The organism is Streptomyces sp. NPDC058221, from assembly GCF_042882365.1.
Classification (GTDB): domain Bacteria; phylum Actinomycetota; class Actinomycetes; order Streptomycetales; family Streptomycetaceae; genus Streptomyces.
The window spans coordinates 56,782-71,784 of record NZ_JBHVWF010000014.1 but is presented as its reverse complement, the minus strand read 5'-3'; the positions used below and the strand labels follow the sequence as shown (position 1 = coordinate 71,784).

The 15,003-nt window shown below is 69.7% G+C and carries 15 protein-coding genes; 5 read left to right on the top strand and 10 right to left on the bottom strand.

Features of this window, described 5'->3' with window-relative positions:
• Positions 1 to 22: 22 nt before the first annotated feature.
• Positions 23 to 862: a chitosanase gene (locus ACFVW8_RS07440; protein ID WP_389687035.1), complete on the top strand. Its 840-nt coding sequence runs from the start codon at positions 23 to 25 to the stop codon at positions 860 to 862.
• 263 nt (positions 863 to 1,125) lie between these two features.
• Complete coding sequence (locus ACFVW8_RS07435) at positions 1,126 to 1,986, top strand: chitosanase (protein ID WP_389687032.1); 861 nt, start codon at positions 1,126 to 1,128, stop codon at positions 1,984 to 1,986.
• 93 nt (positions 1,987 to 2,079) lie between these two features.
• On the opposite strand, the gene ACFVW8_RS07430 is transcribed toward ACFVW8_RS07435, so the two are convergent.
• The 10 genes from ACFVW8_RS07430 to ACFVW8_RS07385 all read right to left on the bottom strand — a co-directional run bounded on the left by ACFVW8_RS07430 (position 2,080) and on the right by ACFVW8_RS07385 (position 11,588).
• Positions 2,080 to 3,471: a nucleobase:cation symporter-2 family protein gene (locus tag ACFVW8_RS07430; RefSeq protein ID WP_389687080.1), complete on the bottom strand. Its 1,392-nt coding sequence runs from the start codon at positions 3,469 to 3,471 to the stop codon at positions 2,080 to 2,082.
• Positions 3,472 to 3,766: 295 nt separating this feature from the next.
• Complete coding sequence (locus ACFVW8_RS07425; protein WP_389687029.1) at positions 3,767 to 5,164, bottom strand: 8-oxoguanine deaminase; 1,398 nt, start codon at positions 5,162 to 5,164, stop codon at positions 3,767 to 3,769.
• 42 nt (positions 5,165 to 5,206) lie between these two features.
• Positions 5,207 to 6,604 (bottom strand): nucleobase:cation symporter-2 family protein, encoded by a 1,398-nt coding sequence (locus tag ACFVW8_RS07420; RefSeq protein WP_389687027.1) that lies wholly within the window; start codon positions 6,602 to 6,604, stop codon positions 5,207 to 5,209.
• 65 nt (positions 6,605 to 6,669) lie between these two features.
• Positions 6,670 to 7,593, bottom strand: a complete 924-nt coding sequence (gene pucL, locus ACFVW8_RS07415; protein ID WP_389687025.1) for a factor-independent urate hydroxylase — start codon at positions 7,591 to 7,593, stop codon at positions 6,670 to 6,672.
• 7 nt (positions 7,594 to 7,600) lie between these two features.
• Positions 7,601 to 7,993 (bottom strand): hydroxyisourate hydrolase, encoded by a 393-nt coding sequence (gene uraH, locus ACFVW8_RS07410; RefSeq protein WP_389687023.1) that lies wholly within the window; start codon positions 7,991 to 7,993, stop codon positions 7,601 to 7,603.
• Positions 7,994 to 8,021: 28 nt separating this feature from the next.
• Positions 8,022 to 8,531 (bottom strand): 2-oxo-4-hydroxy-4-carboxy-5-ureidoimidazoline decarboxylase, encoded by a 510-nt coding sequence (uraD, locus tag ACFVW8_RS07405; protein WP_389687021.1) that lies wholly within the window; start codon positions 8,529 to 8,531, stop codon positions 8,022 to 8,024.
• Positions 8,532 to 8,708: 177 nt separating this feature from the next.
• Positions 8,709 to 9,086 carry a helix-turn-helix domain-containing protein gene (locus ACFVW8_RS07400; RefSeq protein ID WP_389687019.1) on the bottom strand — a complete coding sequence of 126 codons (378 nt, stop codon included), beginning with the start codon at positions 9,084 to 9,086 and terminating at the stop codon, positions 8,709 to 8,711.
• Entirely contained in the window at positions 9,083 to 9,334 is a 252-nt protein-coding gene (locus tag ACFVW8_RS07395) for a hypothetical protein (protein WP_389687017.1), read from the bottom strand. The genes ACFVW8_RS07400 and ACFVW8_RS07395 overlap by 4 nt, the downstream gene beginning before the upstream one ends.
• 85 nt (positions 9,335 to 9,419) lie before the next feature.
• On the bottom strand, positions 9,420 to 10,589 hold the full coding sequence (locus tag ACFVW8_RS07390) for a lactonase family protein (RefSeq protein WP_389687015.1): 1,170 nt from the start codon (positions 10,587 to 10,589) through the stop codon (positions 9,420 to 9,422).
• Between the two features lie 159 nt (positions 10,590 to 10,748).
• On the bottom strand, positions 10,749 to 11,588 hold the full coding sequence (locus ACFVW8_RS07385) for a GntR family transcriptional regulator (protein ID WP_389687013.1): 840 nt from the start codon (positions 11,586 to 11,588) through the stop codon (positions 10,749 to 10,751).
• A 259-nt stretch (positions 11,589 to 11,847) separates the two neighbouring features.
• Between ACFVW8_RS07385 and ACFVW8_RS07380 the strand changes: the two genes are divergently transcribed.
• From ACFVW8_RS07380 to ACFVW8_RS07370, 3 genes are read left to right on the top strand one after another with little or no spacing between them, the layout of a single operon-like run.
• Positions 11,848 to 13,116: an extracellular solute-binding protein gene (locus ACFVW8_RS07380; RefSeq protein ID WP_389687011.1), complete on the top strand. Its 1,269-nt coding sequence runs from the start codon at positions 11,848 to 11,850 to the stop codon at positions 13,114 to 13,116.
• A gap of 48 nt (positions 13,117 to 13,164) precedes the next feature.
• Positions 13,165 to 14,139, top strand: coding sequence for a carbohydrate ABC transporter permease (locus ACFVW8_RS07375; RefSeq protein ID WP_389687009.1), 975 nt, complete (start codon positions 13,165 to 13,167; stop codon positions 14,137 to 14,139).
• Complete coding sequence (locus tag ACFVW8_RS07370; RefSeq protein ID WP_389687007.1) at positions 14,136 to 14,975, top strand: carbohydrate ABC transporter permease; 840 nt, start codon at positions 14,136 to 14,138, stop codon at positions 14,973 to 14,975. The genes ACFVW8_RS07375 and ACFVW8_RS07370 overlap by 4 nt, the downstream gene beginning before the upstream one ends.
• Positions 14,976 to 15,003 lie beyond the last annotated feature (28 nt).

Sequence of the window (15,003 nt, the reverse complement as noted above, 5' to 3'; positions counted from 1 at the left end):
CCCGGCCTGGCAGTCTTGAGCGGTGAAACTCAGCACGCGTTCCCTGATCACCGCGGCCGCCACCCTCGTCGTGGCCCTGGCCGTGCTCTGCGGATGTTCGGGCGGCGCACCCGACGCCGCGTACGGCAAGGGGGCCCCGGCGACCGGCCTCGAGGACCCGGCGAAGAAGGACATCGCCATGCAGCTGGTCTCCAGCGCGGAGAACTCCTCGCTGGACTGGAAGTCCCAGTACACCTACATCGAGGACATCGGCGACGGCCGCGGCTACACCGCGGGCATCATCGGCTTCTGCTCCGGCACCGGCGACATGCTGCGCGTCGTCGAGCGGTACGCGAAGGCGCGGCCCGGCAATCCGCTGGAGCGGTTCCGGCCGGCGCTGCGGGCCGTGGAGGGCACCGACGCGCACACCGGCCTCGGCCGCCCGTTCACCGAGGCGTGGGCGGACGCGGCCGGTGACCCCGCCTTCCGTTCGGCACAGGACGCCGAACGGGACACGTCGTACTTCGAGCCCGCCGTCGAACAGGCCCGATCGGACGGGCTCGGCGCGCTGGGCCAGTTCATCTACTACGACGCGTACGTGATGCACGGGTCGGGCGACACCGAGGGCTCGGTCGGTTTCCGTACGATGCGCCGCCACGCACTCGCCAAGGCCCGCGCCCCCTCGCAGGGCGGCGACGAAGTCGCGTACCTGAACGCGTTCCTGGACGCCCGGGTCGCGGCGATCCGCCAGGAGCCCTCGCACACCGACACCAGCCGGGTCGACACGGCGCAGCGGGTGTTCCTGCGTGCGGGGAAGCTCGGCCTGGAGACACCCCTGAAGTGGCGGGTCTACGGCGACAGCTACCGGATCGACGGACCCTGAACCCTTGATCGACAGGCGCGCGGAGCTCTGGCTCCGACGACCGTGTACGCCGGTGCCCACTGCGTGCGGCCTGCGCTTTCACCGCATCCGGGGACGTCCTCCTCACCTCGCACCGGCGTTTCCCGGGCCCGGTGCGGGGCCTTCGCCGTTCCTCGTCTCTCACCCAACTCAGGTACGTCGAAGGGGTGTACGGCAGTCGTTCGACTCTGATAGGAAAGCTTCCTAACAGAGGCATCGGAACGACGAACTCCCTTGGAGGACTGGTGCACGCTCCCCACAAGCGCACCGCACGTCGCAACACCCGTTCGCTGCGCGTCGCGCTCGTCGCACTCGGACTGACGCTCACGGCGGTTCCCGCCACCGCCTTCGCCGGCACCCCCGCACCGCCGGCCGCTCATCATCTGGAGGCCGCCGCGACCGGGCTCGACGATCCGGCGAAGAAGGACATCGCCATGCAGCTGGTCTCCAGCGCGGAGAACTCCTCGCTGGACTGGAAGTCCCAGTACACCTACATCGAGGACATCGGCGACGGCCGCGGCTACACCGCGGGCATCATCGGCTTCTGCTCCGGCACCGGCGACATGCTGGACCTGGTGGAGCTGTACACCCAGCGCGAGCCCGGCAATCCGCTCGCGGAGTACCTGCCGGCCCTGCGCGAGGTGGACGGCACCGACTCCCACGAGGGGCTCGATCCGGGCTTCACCGACGCCTGGGAGGCGGCGGCGGACGACCCGGCGTTCCAGCAGGCACAGAACGACGAGCGCGACCGGGTGTACTTCGACCCGGCGGTCAGCCGGGGCAAGAGCGACGGGCTGGGCACACTCGGCCAGTTCGCGTACTACGACGCCATCGTCATGCACGGTGACGGCGGCGACAGCACGAGCTTCGGCAGCATCCGCGAGCGGGCTCTCGCGCAGGCGAAGCCGCCGGCCCAGGGCGGCGACGAGGTCACCTACCTCAACGCCTTCCTGGACGCCCGGGTCTGGGCCATGAAGCAGGAGGAGGCCCATTCGGACACCAGCCGGGTGGACACCGCCCAGCGGGTCTTCCTGCAGGACGGCAATCTGAACCTGGACCCGCCGCTCGACTGGAAGGTCTACGGCGAGAGCTTCCACATCGGCTGACGCACCCGGGCGCCCGGCCGGCCCCGGCCACGACTGTGGCGCGTACGACTCCTTCACGCAGGGTCCGTACGCGCCACAGTTTTTGACGATGTATCAGTGCACGGCGACCGGAGCCTCGTCGGACGACTTCTCGGCCTCCGGACCGGCGCCCTCCTCCTGATCCGGCGTGCGGCCCAGGTGGTTGAAGGCCAGGTTGAGGACGATCGCCACGACGCATCCGGTGGATATCCCGGAGTCCAGCACGACGAGCAGGTCCTTGGGGAAGGCGTGGTAGAAGTCCGGCGCGGCGATCGGTATCAGGCCGATGCCGACGGCGGCGGCCACGATCAGCGCGTTCTCGCCCTTCTCCAGGGCGGCGCTCGCCAGCGTCTGGATGCCGCTTGCCGCGACCGACCCGAAGAGCACGATGCCCGCCCCGCCGAGTACCGGCAGCGGCACGAGCGCGATGACGGAAGCGGCCACCGGGAACAGGCCGAGCAGGATGAGGATGCCGCCGCCCACGGCGACGACGAAGCGGCTGCGGACCTTGGTCATCGCGACCAGCCCGATGTTCTGGGCGAAGGCACTGCACATGAATCCGTTGAACAGCGGGCTGACGGCGCTGCCCAGGGTGTCGGCGCGCAGCCCTCCCTCGATGGTCCGCTCGTCGGCCGGCCGGCCGACGATCTTGCCGAGCGCCAGCATGTCCGCCGTCGACTCGGTCATGCAGACCAGCATCACGATGCACATCGAGACGATCGCGGCGATCTCGAACTGCGGTGCCCCGAAGTGGAACGGGGTGGGGAAGCCGACCAGGTCCGCGTCCTTGATGGCACCGAAGTCGGTGATGCCCACCGGGATCGCGATGAGTGTGCCGACGACGAGCCCGAGCAGGATCGCGATCTGCTGGAGGAAGCCGCGGAGCAGCTTCCTCAGCGCGAGGACGATCACCAGGGTGACCGCCGCCATGATGATGTTGGTGGTGGAACCGTAGTCGTCGGCCGTGGCATTGCCGCCCTGGGACCAGTTGAAGGCGACCGGCAGCAGGGAGACACCGATCAGGGTGATGACCGTGCCGGTGACGACCGGTGGGAAGAAGCGGACCAGTTTGCAGAAGTAGGGCGCGAGGACGAAGCCGAGGAGGCTGGCGACGATGATCGCGCCGAAGATGACGGCGATGCCGTCGTGCCCCCGGTCCTTGCCGATCGCCACCATGGGTGTCACCCCGGCGAACGAGACGCCGTTGACGAACGGCAGCCGGGCGCCGATGCGCCAGAAGCCGAGGGTCTGGAGCAGGGTGGCGATGCCCGCGGTGAACAGGCTGGCCGCCACCAGGAAGGCGGTCTCCTTCGGGCTGAGCCCCACGGCGGGGCCCACCACCATGGGCGGGGCCACCACACCCGCGTACATGGCGGCCACGTGCTGGAGGCCGCTGGTGAACATCTTCAGTGGGGGAAGTGTCTCGTCGACCGGATGAGGGCGGTCGGGCTGGGCCGGCTCCGATATGCGGCCGGCGTCGGATGCTGCACTTGAGGCGTTGCGAAACCTGGGCGTAGCTGCCACGGCGGTTCCTCCGGTCGGGTACACGTCTACGGTGACGCGGGTATCAGGGAGGTGGTGCGTTGATGCAGGTGGGGCAGGTCGTGCAGCTGGTGCGGGCAGCTCGGTTCAGCGGTACGGGGGGCGCGTACGTCTGACATACGCGCCCCCCATACCGGTTGCCGTGGGCCCCGCTCGGGTCCACGGCGGCCGGTCGAGGGCCGTCCCCCTCGGCCGGCCGGTTCGGGGGCGCCGGCAGCCGTCAGGCTCCGGCGGCGATCTGCGCGAGGCGGCGGGCCTCGTCGCGGGTGGCGCGGGCGATGGCGTCCTCGTCCACGGTGGTCAGCCGGTTGGACTCGACGACCGGCTTGCCGTTGACGAGCGACAGCGTGACCGGGGCCGCGGCGCCGAAGACCAGGGCGGTCACCGGATCGGCGATGGAGGCGTGGGCGACGGTGTCCAGCTTCCAGAGCACCAGGTCGGCGAGCTTGCCGGGCTCCAGGGAGCCGATCTGGTCGGCGCGGCCGAGGACCTGGGCGCCGCCGTACGTGCCCAGGCGCAGGGCCTGACGGGCATTCAGGGCGCGTTCACGGTGCGGGCCCAGGCGGTTGATGAGGAGGGCGTTGCGCAGCTCGGTGTGCAGCTCGCCGGACTCGTTGGACGCGGTGCCGTCGACGCCGAGGCCGACCGGGACACCAGCGGCGAGCATGTCCGGGACCCTGGCGATGCCCGCGGCGAGGCGCGCGTTGGAGGACGGGCAGTGGGCGACGCCGGTGCCGGTGCGGGCGAAGGCCGCGATGTCGGAGTCGTTCATGTGGACGCAGTGCGCCATCCACACATCGTCACCGAGCCAGCCGGTCGACTCGAAGTAGTCCGTCGGACCCATGCCGAACAGCTCGTGACAGAACTTCTCCTCCTCCACGGTCTCCGAACCGTGGGTGTGCAGCCGCACTCCGCGACGGCGCGCCAACTCGGCGCCCTGCCGCATCAGTTCGGTGGACACGGAGAACGGGGAGCAGGGTGCGACGGCGATCTGGGTCATCGAGCCGAAGGAGGCGTCGTGGTGTGCGTCGATGGTCGCCTCGGTGGCGGCGAGCGCGCCCTCCAGGGTCTCCACGGCGAAGTCCGGCGGCAGTCCGCCGTCCTTCTCGCTGCGGTCCATGGAGCCGCGGGCGAGGGTGAACCGTACGCCCATGTCGCGGGCGGCGCCGATGATGGCGCCGGACAGGTCGCCGGAGCCCTGCGGGTAGACGTAGTGGTGGTCCATGGCGGTGGTGACGCCGCCGCGGGCCAGCATGGCGAGCGAGCCCTGCGCGGCGGCGCGGGCCATCGGCTCGTCGATGCGCGCCCAGGTCGGGTACAGGGCGACCAGCCACTCGAAGAGGTTGTGGTCGGTGGCCAGGCCACGGGTGATCCACTGGTAGAAGTGGTGGTGGGTGTTGATCAGACCGGGTGTCACGAGGTGCCCGGTGCCGTCGATCCGGCGGACGACGTTCTCCAGGCCCTCCGGTGCCCGGCCGGCACCGACGGACTCGATGCGGTTGCCGGCGACGACGACATGGCCCGAGGCGTACTCGGTGTCGTCGGCGTCGACGGTCGCGATCGAACAGTTCTCGATGACGATGCGTTCCACGCGCTCGGTCGCTGCCTGTGCTGCCATGGTGCTTCCTTCTCTCATCAGCGATGTGGGCACGGCAGGACCCTAGGAGGATTTGAGTGCCACAGCTGTGCGGCTGTGGGTGCCGAGATGGTGGAAGAACAGATTGAGCAGGACCGCGACGAGTGCCCCGGCGCTGATGCCGGAGCCCAGGACGGTCTGTGCCCAGGACGGGAATCCCGCGTAGAAGCCGGGCGCGGCGAGCGGGATGATGCCCGCACCGAGGGCGACGGCCACCAGGATGATGTTGGAGCTGTCGTCGAGCCCGGCCTCGGACAGCGTGCGGATGCCGCTCACCGCGATCGAGCCGAACAGGACGATGCCGGCGCCGCCGAGCACGGGCATCGGGACGAGCGAGACGACGGCCCCGAGCACCGGGAAGACGCCGAGGACGATCAGGGCGCCGCCGGCTGCCGCGACGACGTAGCGGCTCCGTACCTTCGTGAGGGAGACCACGCCGACGTTCTGCGCGAAGGCGCTCGTCGGGAAGCCGCCGAAGACCGGTCCGACGAGGGTGGCGATGCCGTCGGTGCGCAGTCCGCGGGTGATGGTCCGGCCGTCGGTGCGCCGGTCGCAGATCTCGCCGAGCGCCAGCATTCCGGCGGACGACTCGGTCATCAGGACGAGCATCACGATGCAGAGGGAGAGGATCGCGGCGGGCCGGAACTCCGGTGCGCCGAAGGCGAAGGGGGTGGGCAGGGCGGCGAGCGGCGCGGAGCGCAGGGCGGAGAAGTCGGCGAGGCCGAACGGGACAGCCGCCAGAGTGCCGATCAACAGACCCACCAGAAGGGCCACTTGGCGCAGGAATCCGCGCCCGAAGCGCTGGATGACCAGGATGACGACCAGCGTGAAGGCGGCCAGTGCGAGGTACTTCATCGCGCCGAAGTCGGCCGCGGTCTTGTCGCCGCCCTGCGCCCAGGAGACCGGCACGGGCATCAGGGTGACGCCGATGAGGGTGATGACAACGCCGGTGACGAGCGGCGGGAAGAACCGCAGCAGTCTGCCGAAGAACGGTCCGACGACCAGACAGAGCACGCCCGCGACGAGCACCGCCCCGTATATGGCGGGGAGTTGGTGGCCCGGTGCGCTGGTCTCGGCGATGGCGAGCATCGGGGCGATCCCGGCGGAAGAGGCGGCGTTGACGAACGGCAGCCGGTTACCGGCGAAGCCCCCGATGCCGAGCGTCTGCAGGATCGTGGCGCAGCCGGCGATGAGGAGCCCGGCCGCGATGAGCCGGGTCATTCCGGCCTGGTCGAGTCCGACGGCCTGTCCGATGATGAGCGGAGGGGTGACGACACCCGCGTACATGGCGGCGATGTGCTGGAGCGCGGCGGGCAGCAGCCGCGACGGGGCCAGCTTCTCGTCCACCGGATGGACCGAGCCGTCCGGTGGGGTGGGACATGGACCTGCCGATTCTGCCGGCCCAAGTGCAGGCTGTGCCATAGGAGTTCCCTCCGGCCCGGCCGGTTCCCGTCCGCTGTGGACGGACGGGAACCGGCGGTGCCGCGTCAGAGGTTGGTCATGTCGACCGGGATCTGCGGTTCGATGCCGTCGCGCAGCACGGTGGCCTCGATCAGCCCGTACGGGCGGTCGGACGCGAAGTAGACCTCGTTGTCGTTCTTGAGGCCGAACGGCTCGAGGTCCACCAGGAAGTGATGGTTGTTCGGCAGCGAGAACCGGATCTCGTCGATCTCGCTGCGGCTGTTGATGATGCGCGAACCCATCTGGTACAGGGTCTGCTGGAGGGAGAGCGAGTACGTCTCCGCGAAGGCTTCGAGCATGTGCTTGCGCGCCTGCTCGTAGGACTTCTCCCAGTTCGGCATCCGCTCCTCGTCGCTGGTCCAGTTGTAGCGCCAGCGGGCGGAGACGTCGGTGGCCAGGATGCGGTCGTACGCCTCCTTGAGCGTCGTGTACTTGTCCTTGACGTAGCCCCAGAACTCGGAGTTGGTCGAGTTCATCACGGTGAGGTCCTTGAGACCGGAGATGACCTGCCACTTGTCACCGTCGAAGGTGATCTGGCTGGTGCGGATCTCCTGGTTCTTGCGGACGAAGGAGTGCTTGACCTCGTCGGACCCGATGAACCGCGAGTTTCCGTCGGAGGTGGCGATGCGCTCCCAGGCGTACTCCTCGATGCGGATCCGCGCGGTCTTGATCGGCTCCTGCGACGTCACGAAGTGACGGGCGAGGTGGATGCCGAACTGCTCGGCGGACTCGATGCCGTGCTCCTTGGCGAACGCGAACACCGTGTTCTTGGTGGTGTCCGTGGGCAGGACGTTCGCGTTGGAACCCGAGTAGTGCACGTCGTCCATGTCGCCGGACAGGGCGACCGAGACGTTCAGGTCCTTGATGTGGTGGGTGTCGCCGTCCCGCGTGATCTTGACGACGCGGTTCTCTGCTTTGCCGTACTGGTTCTGGCCGAGAATCGTGGGCATGTGTCTGCTAGCTCCCTCGGTATACGGAGTAGCCGAACGGGTTGAGCAGCAGCGGTACGTGATAGTGCTCGCCCGGGGTGACGGCGAACGTGATCGCCACCTCCGGGAAGAACGCGCCGCTGTCCCTTACGCGGGGGGCGTCCTGCTGCGCCTCGGCTTGCTTCTTGGCTGTGAAGTACGACTCGGTCTCGAAGTCGAGCCGTACGTGGGTGGTGCCTTCCGGCAGGGCCGGCAGGTCCTTGCAGCGCCCGTCCGCATCGGTCGCGGAACCGCCGACCGTCACCCACTGCGCGTCGCTGCCCGTGCGGGCGGCGAGCGTGATGGCCACGTCCGGGGCGGGGCGTCCGATGCTGGTGTCCAGGATGTGGGTGGACACCGATGCGGTGGCGAAGGTGCTCAAGACCTTCACTCTCCTTCGGTTGCGAGTCTTACGCGTCTTCCGTGACGAGACGGGTCAGCCTGATGCGGTTGATCTTGCCCAGTTCGGTGCGCACATGTCCGCGCTCCTGCTCGGGCGAGTTCCGGGACCGGGCCTTCAGCGCGTCGCGCATCTGCTCGCCGGTGGCTCCGGTGGCGCAGATCAGGAAGACGTGTCCGAACCGCTCCTGGTAGGCCAGGTTGAGTTCGAGCATCTCGGTCTTGAGCTCCTCGGTGGCGCCGGCCATCCCCCGCTGTTCGCGGGAGGAGGTCGGGTCCCCGGGCTTCGGGCGGCCGATCGGCGGGTGGCCGGCCATGGCTTCGGCCAGGTCCTCCGCGTCGAGGGCCGCCGTGGCGGTGTCGCTCGCGGAGAACAGGGCTTCGGTCGTGGCGTAGGGGCGCCTGGAGAGAATCGCTCTTCCCCAGGCCGCACTGGCACAGACCTCGTGCAGTGCTGCGGCCGCCTCGCGGTCCGCCAGGGTGTTGAACCGGGCGAGGCCCGGTGTGGTGCTCGAAGTCACGGGAGCCTCCGTGGCTGTTTTTCGCTGTGCGTCGGTCGGGCTGCGGATAGCTAACGCCCTCCACAACACCACGTCAACACTTTGTTGAAATTACGTTCATGTAAAAGGCCGTCGCCCGATGCTCCGGACGACGGCCTGCCGTGACGCGGTACGGCCCGAAACCGGCCGCGGACCCAACTACTCGCTCTTGGGGCCGATATCCCTGTTCAGGTAGTTGTAGACGGTGAACCGGCTGACCCCCAGGGCCCCTGCCACCGTCTCCACACCGTGCCGGACGGAGAAGGCACCGCGTGCCTCCAGGGTCCGTACGACCTCCTGCTTGGTCCTGCGGTCCAGCTCCGCGAGCGGCATGCCGTGCCGGCGCTCCATGGCGGCCAGGATGTGGTCCAGCGAGTCCGAGAGCTGCGGCAGCCGCACTGCTATGACCTCCTGCCCCTCCCAGGCCAGCACGACGTCGTCGGGGAGTGCCTGCTCCGGGCCGAGCAGTTCGGCGCCCATGGCGTCGACGAGCGGCTTGACCGCGGCGACGAGGGGGTGGTCCGCGGGCTCGGTCACCGGTGGTCCTCCCCGATCACGTTGACCTGGAGAGAGACCCGGGTGGCACCCGATGCCAAGGCCTTGCGCAGGAGGGAGTCCACCGCGGTGAGCACCTCGTCGGCTCCGCCCTCGGCCGTATTGCCGAAGGGGCCGACGTCCACGGCGTCCAGATCGGCCGACTGGACGATCTCGCGGGCGACGACGGCGTGCGCCGGCGCCTCGTCGAGATCGAAGGGCTCGGTGGTGAACTCCACTCTCAAGCGCACGGTGCCTCCATGGTGCGGGTCGCCGCGGCGGGGAACCCCCGCAGCTCGGGCACGACCCTAACCGACGGGCACCGCCGCACCGGCCTCAGAGCGGCAGCACGCAGACCGCCGCCGGGGCGGCGAAGGGCGTCCCCACGGACTCCAGCGCGCCGCTCTCCGCGTCGACCCGGAAAACCGTGACCGTGCCGGACTTCTGGTTGGCGGCCAGGAGCAGCGCCCCGTCCGGGGAGAAGGCGATGTGCCGGGGAAAGTCGCCGCCGACCGGCACCGTGTCCAGCAGCCGCAGCGTGGCCCCGCCGTCCTCGACGGCGTACCGGGTGAGGCTGTTGTGCCCCCGGTTGGCGAGGTAGGCGAAGCGTCCGTCATCGGTGACGAGCAGCTGGGCCGGGTAGCTGGTGCCGCTGCCCGTGCCGGTGGACTGCGGGGCGCCCGGGGTCAGCACGCCGGTGGCGGGGTCGTAGCCGCAGACCACGACCGTGTTGTCGACCTCGCAGGCCAGGTAGGCGTACCGGCCGCCGGGGTGGAAGGTGAGGGCGCGCGGTCCGGCGCCGGGGCGCAGCGCGGCGTACGAGAGCTGCTCCAGGGTGCCGCGGTCCTCGTCGAGCCGGTAGGTGTACACCGTGTCGTTGCCCAGGTCGACGGCGAGGACATGGCCCCCGTCCGGAGCGGTGAGGATCTGGTGGGCGTGCGGCCCGTCCTGACCCGGTCCCGGCGCGGGGGTGCTGTGGGCGACCAGGTCGGTACGCTCCCCCACCGATCCGTCGTCGGCCAGGGGGTGCACGGCGACGCTGCCGGAGGTGTAGTTGGCGCTGAACAGCCACTTTCCGCCGGGGTGGACGGAGAGATGGGCGGGTCCGGCGCCGCCGGTGTCGCGCGTCCCCAGCACCCGGAAGGTCCCGTCGGCGGCGAGCGCCACCGCCGTGACGCCGCCCTGCTGCTGCTCGTCGACGGCGTAGAGCGTGGAGCCGGTGGGGTGCAGCGCGAGGTACGAGGGGTTCTCGACGCCGGTGACGACGGTGCGGTCGGTGATGGTGCCGGCAGCCGGGTCGTACGAGGCCACGCCGATTCCGGTGCCTCCCGGCGTCGTCGAGGTGTAGGTGCCGAGGAAGAGCGTCGCGGTCCTGCGCGCCCCCTCCCCGGTGGAGCGCGGCGCCCGCTCCGGACGTCCGGAGCGGGGCAGCGAGGGGGCGGCGGCGAGCGCGCCGCCCGCCAGGAGTGCTCCGAGGAGGGTGCGACGGCTTGTGGGGGTGGTCATGCGAGGCACCTCGTGGGGTCGGCTGCGTCGGATGTGTCAGCCACAGTGGCCTGCCCCGGTGACCGGCGCAAGACTCGCACCGGTCATTGCGCGGGGCGCAACGCACATGGGGCCCGCAACGCGCATGGGGCCCGCAACGTACATGGGGGCCGTGCGGCATCAACCGCCGGATTGGATGTCACCGCGGGTGGACGAGGTGATCGGGTCCTGGTGGGCGAAGTCGCCCGGCGGGATCCCCGGGTGGTGTCCGCCTTCCACGGGCCGCACGGCCGCGGCGGGTCCGAGGGCCAGCCGGGAGACGATCCGGTAGCGGTCGCCCCGGTAGAGCGAGTGCACGTACTCCACGGGGCAGCCGGTGGTGTCCGAGGTCAGCCGCTCGAAGAGCAGGGCGGGGGAGAGCTCGGGCACGTCGAGCAGCCGGGCCTCCGCGCGGGTCACCACGGTCGGCTCGATCGCCTGGACCGCTTCGTGGACGTGCACGTCGTGGCGCTCGCGCAGGTGCTCGTAGAGGTCGCCGTCCTCCAGCTCCTGTGCGGACAGCCCCGGCACCAGCTCGGCCCTGATGTGCAGGTGCTCGATCGCCATCGGGGCGCCGTCGACCAGCCGCAGCCGGGCGACGTACACAATGTCGGCGGCCGGCGACATGCGCAGCTTGCGGCCGACCCGGGCGCCGGCCTGGAGGGTGGTGAACTCCAGCAGCCGGCTCGACCAGGCCCCGGCCGCCTGCGGGACGGACAGGGCGAGGTCGGCGGAGATCAGCTCCTGGGTGATCTTCGCGGGTGCGACGAACATCCCCCGGCCGTGCTCGCGCACGAGCAGCCCGGCGGCCACCAGCTCGTCGACCGCGGCACGCAGGGTGGGCCGGGAGACGCCGAGCGTGGCGCAGAGGGAGCGCTCCGAGGGGATGGCGTCACCTGGCCGGCGCGACTCGATCAGCTCCAGTACGGCGTCGCGGGCCCGTTCCCGTTTGAGCACCGTCCCCGGTGCGTCGGCGTCCATGCGATGCCCCTCCTGACACATTTCTCATTTGACCAGTTGAGCAACCAGTCGAGCCAATCGCCCTACTGGTCAAGTGGATTGTAGCCGCTGTCACGCGAATCTCGATGGACCGATCTCCAGGTAGATCGCCAGAACCCTTTGCTACCAAGGGACTTGACGACCCCATTGGTCTATGCCACCTTCATCCACCACCAAGAGGTGAGCTGTCCAGTGGGCTTCACTGGTCAGGTGGTCAGGTCCTGTTCTCCAGAGGTGAACCGTGAAGTACCGCTTGCTTGCCGGTGGGTCCGCGCTTGTGATGGCCGCCGTCCTCAGTGCTTGCAGCTCGTCGTCCGGCTCCGCCGGGAAGTCCGGTGACGGGCCGACGGACATCGACGTGTGGCTGATGCGCGACAGCGTCTCCGCCGAGTTCCAGAAGGAGTTCCTGAAGGGCTTCGAGGCCGCACACCCCACGATCAAGGTCCGGGTGCAGATCCAGGAGTGGGACGGCATCGGCGAGAAGATCACCGCCGCGCTGGCCAGCAACGACGCACCGGACGTCATCGAGAGCGGCAACACCCAGGTCGCGCAGTTCGCCCAGAGCGGCGGGCTGCTCGACCTCAGCGACAGGACCGACGAGCTGAACGGCAAGGACTGGCTCAAGGGGCTCGCCGAGCCGGGGGCCTACGAGGGCAAGCAGTACGGCATCCCGTACTACGCGGCCAACCGCGTCGTCATCTACCGCACCGACCTGTTCGAGAAGGCCGGGGTCGACGCCTCCGCGATCAGGACGCGCGAGCAGTGGCTCGCCGCCACCGCGAAACTCAACAAGGGGGGCAAACAGGGGATCTATCTGCCCGGTCAGCTGTGGTACGCGCTGGCCGGGTTCATCTGGGACGAGGGCGGCGACCTCGCCACCGAGTCCGGCGGGAAGTGGAAGGGCGCCCTGGACACGCCGGAGGCGCTGCGCGGCATGAAGTTCTACGGGCAGCTCCAGGCCCTGGGCAAGGGCCCGAGGGACTCCGACGAGGACGATCCGCCGCAGGCCGACGTCATGGCCAAGGGACAGGTGGCCCAGGTGATCTCCACCCCGGGCGGCGCCAACGTGGTCGTGGAGAAGAACGCGGCCCTCAAGGGGAAGCTCGGCTTCTTCCCGGTCCCGGGCAGGAGCGCGGACGCCCCGGGAGCCGTCTTCACCGGTGGCTCCGACCTGGTGATCCCGACGGCCTCCGGCCATCAGGAAGCGGCGCTCACCTTCGTCAAGGAGCTCACCGGAGACGCCTGGCAGAAGAAGCTGGCCGTGGCCATGAGCTACGTCCCGAACCGGACGACCCTCGCCTCCGCGGTGGCGGACGACCCGGGTGCGGCGGCGATGGCGGCCGGCGCGGCGAACGGCCACGCGACGCCCAACACACCCGGCTGGGCGGCCGTCGAGGCGGAGAACCCGATCAAGGACTACATGGCCGCCGTCCTCACGGGCGGCGACCCGGCGAAGGAGGCCGCCAAAGCCTCCGGCGACATCACCCGGGCCATGAACACCGCCTCCTGACCCGCCGCTCCCCGCCCCGCCCGTCCCACCACCGAGAGGAGGCGCGCCGTGTCGGTCATCCGGGAACGGACCGCACCCCCCAGACCCCGGCTCCGGCCGGCACCGCCCGCACCCACCCGGCGGCGGTCCGGGGAGCCGCGCGGCCCCTGGCCGTACGTGCTGATCGCACCCGCCGTCGGCGGCATGCTCTACCTGCTTCTCTACCCGCTGCTGCGGGCCGTGCTCATCTCGCTCCAGGACTTCAGGCTGCGCCAGCTGATCATGGGCGACGCGGAGTTCGTCGGCCTGCGCAACTACCGCACACTGCTGTCCGATCCACGGTTCTGGGAGGTCGTCCGGCGCACCTTCCTGTTCATGGCGGTCAACGTCGCCCTGATCATGGTCATCGCGACTCTGGTCGCCCTGATGACCGAACGGCTCGGCCGGTTCGGGCGGGGGGTGGTCCTCAGCTCCCTGGTGCTGGCCTGGGCCATGCCGGTGATCGCGGCCACCACGGTCTTCCAGTGGCTGTTCCACTCCGAGTTCGGCATCGTCAACCGACTGCTGACCGGAGCGAGCTTCACCTCGTTCGACCGCTATCCCTGGTTCGCGCACGGCACCGCCGCCTTCTCGATCCTGGTCCTGCTGATCGTCTGGCAGTCGGTGCCGTTCGCGGCGGTCACCCTCTACTCGGCGCTCACCACCGTGCCGGCGGAACTGTACGAATCGGCCAGGCTGGACGGGGCGACCGCCGGCCGGATCTTCCGCTCGGTCACCTTCCCGATACTCCGGCCGATCTTCCTGCTGGTCTTCTCCCTCGAAGTGATCTGGACGTTCAAGGCGTTCGTCCAGATCTGGGTGATGACCCGCGGCGGTCCCGGTGACGCCACCACGATCCTGCCCGTCTACGCGGTACAGACCGCACTCGCCGGTCAGCGGTACGACCTGGGCTCCGCCGCCTCGATGGTCACCGTGGTCCTGATGTCAGGGGTGCTCGTCCTCTACTTCCGCCAGATGCTCCGCCAGGAGGACGAATCCCGATGAGCCTGCTGCGCCCGAGACCTCGGCGGATCCCGCTGAACGCCGCCGCCGTACTGACCGTCCTGGTCTGCCTGTTCCCCGTCTACTGGATGATCGCGACCGCGTTCAAACCGTCCCGCGACATCCAGTCCACCGATCCGGACCTCTTCCCGCACACCTGGACACTCGACCACTTCCGCACGGCCGTACAGGCCGACGGCTTCGGGATGTTCTGGCGCAACAGCCTCCTGGTGACGATCAGTTCGATCCTGCTGGCCCTGCTGGTCGCCATCGCCTCCGCCTACGCGGTGGCCCGGATGCGCTGGAAGGGGCGGCGGCAGTTCATGCTCATGGTCTTCATCGCCCAGATGGCGCCCTGGGAGTCGCTGATCATCCCGATCTACATCATCTCCCGCGACACGGACATGCTGGACCGGCTGCCGACGCTCACGCTCGTGTACTTCATGGTCACGCTGCCGTTCTCCATCGTGGTGCTGCGCGGCTTCATCGCCACCATCCCGCCGGAGCTGGAGGAGGCCGCGCAGGTCGACGGGTGCACCAGGACCGGGGCGTTCCGGCGGGTGGCGCTGCCGCTGCTCGCGCCGGGGCTGATGGCCACCTCGCTGTTCGGCTTCATCACCGCGTGGAACGAGTTCGCGTACGCCAACTTCCTGATCATCAAGCACCAGGACAGCCGCACGCTGCCGGTCTGGCTGTCGTCGTTCCAGAACACGTTCGGCACCGACTGGGGCGCCACGATGGCCGCCTCGACCCTGTTCGCCCTCCCCGCGCTGGTGGTCTTCCTGCTGCTCCAGCGCCATGTCACCTCCGGCTTCGCGGCCGGCGCCGTCAAGGGCTGACGCCCCAGGGACCCCAGATCCGAACCCG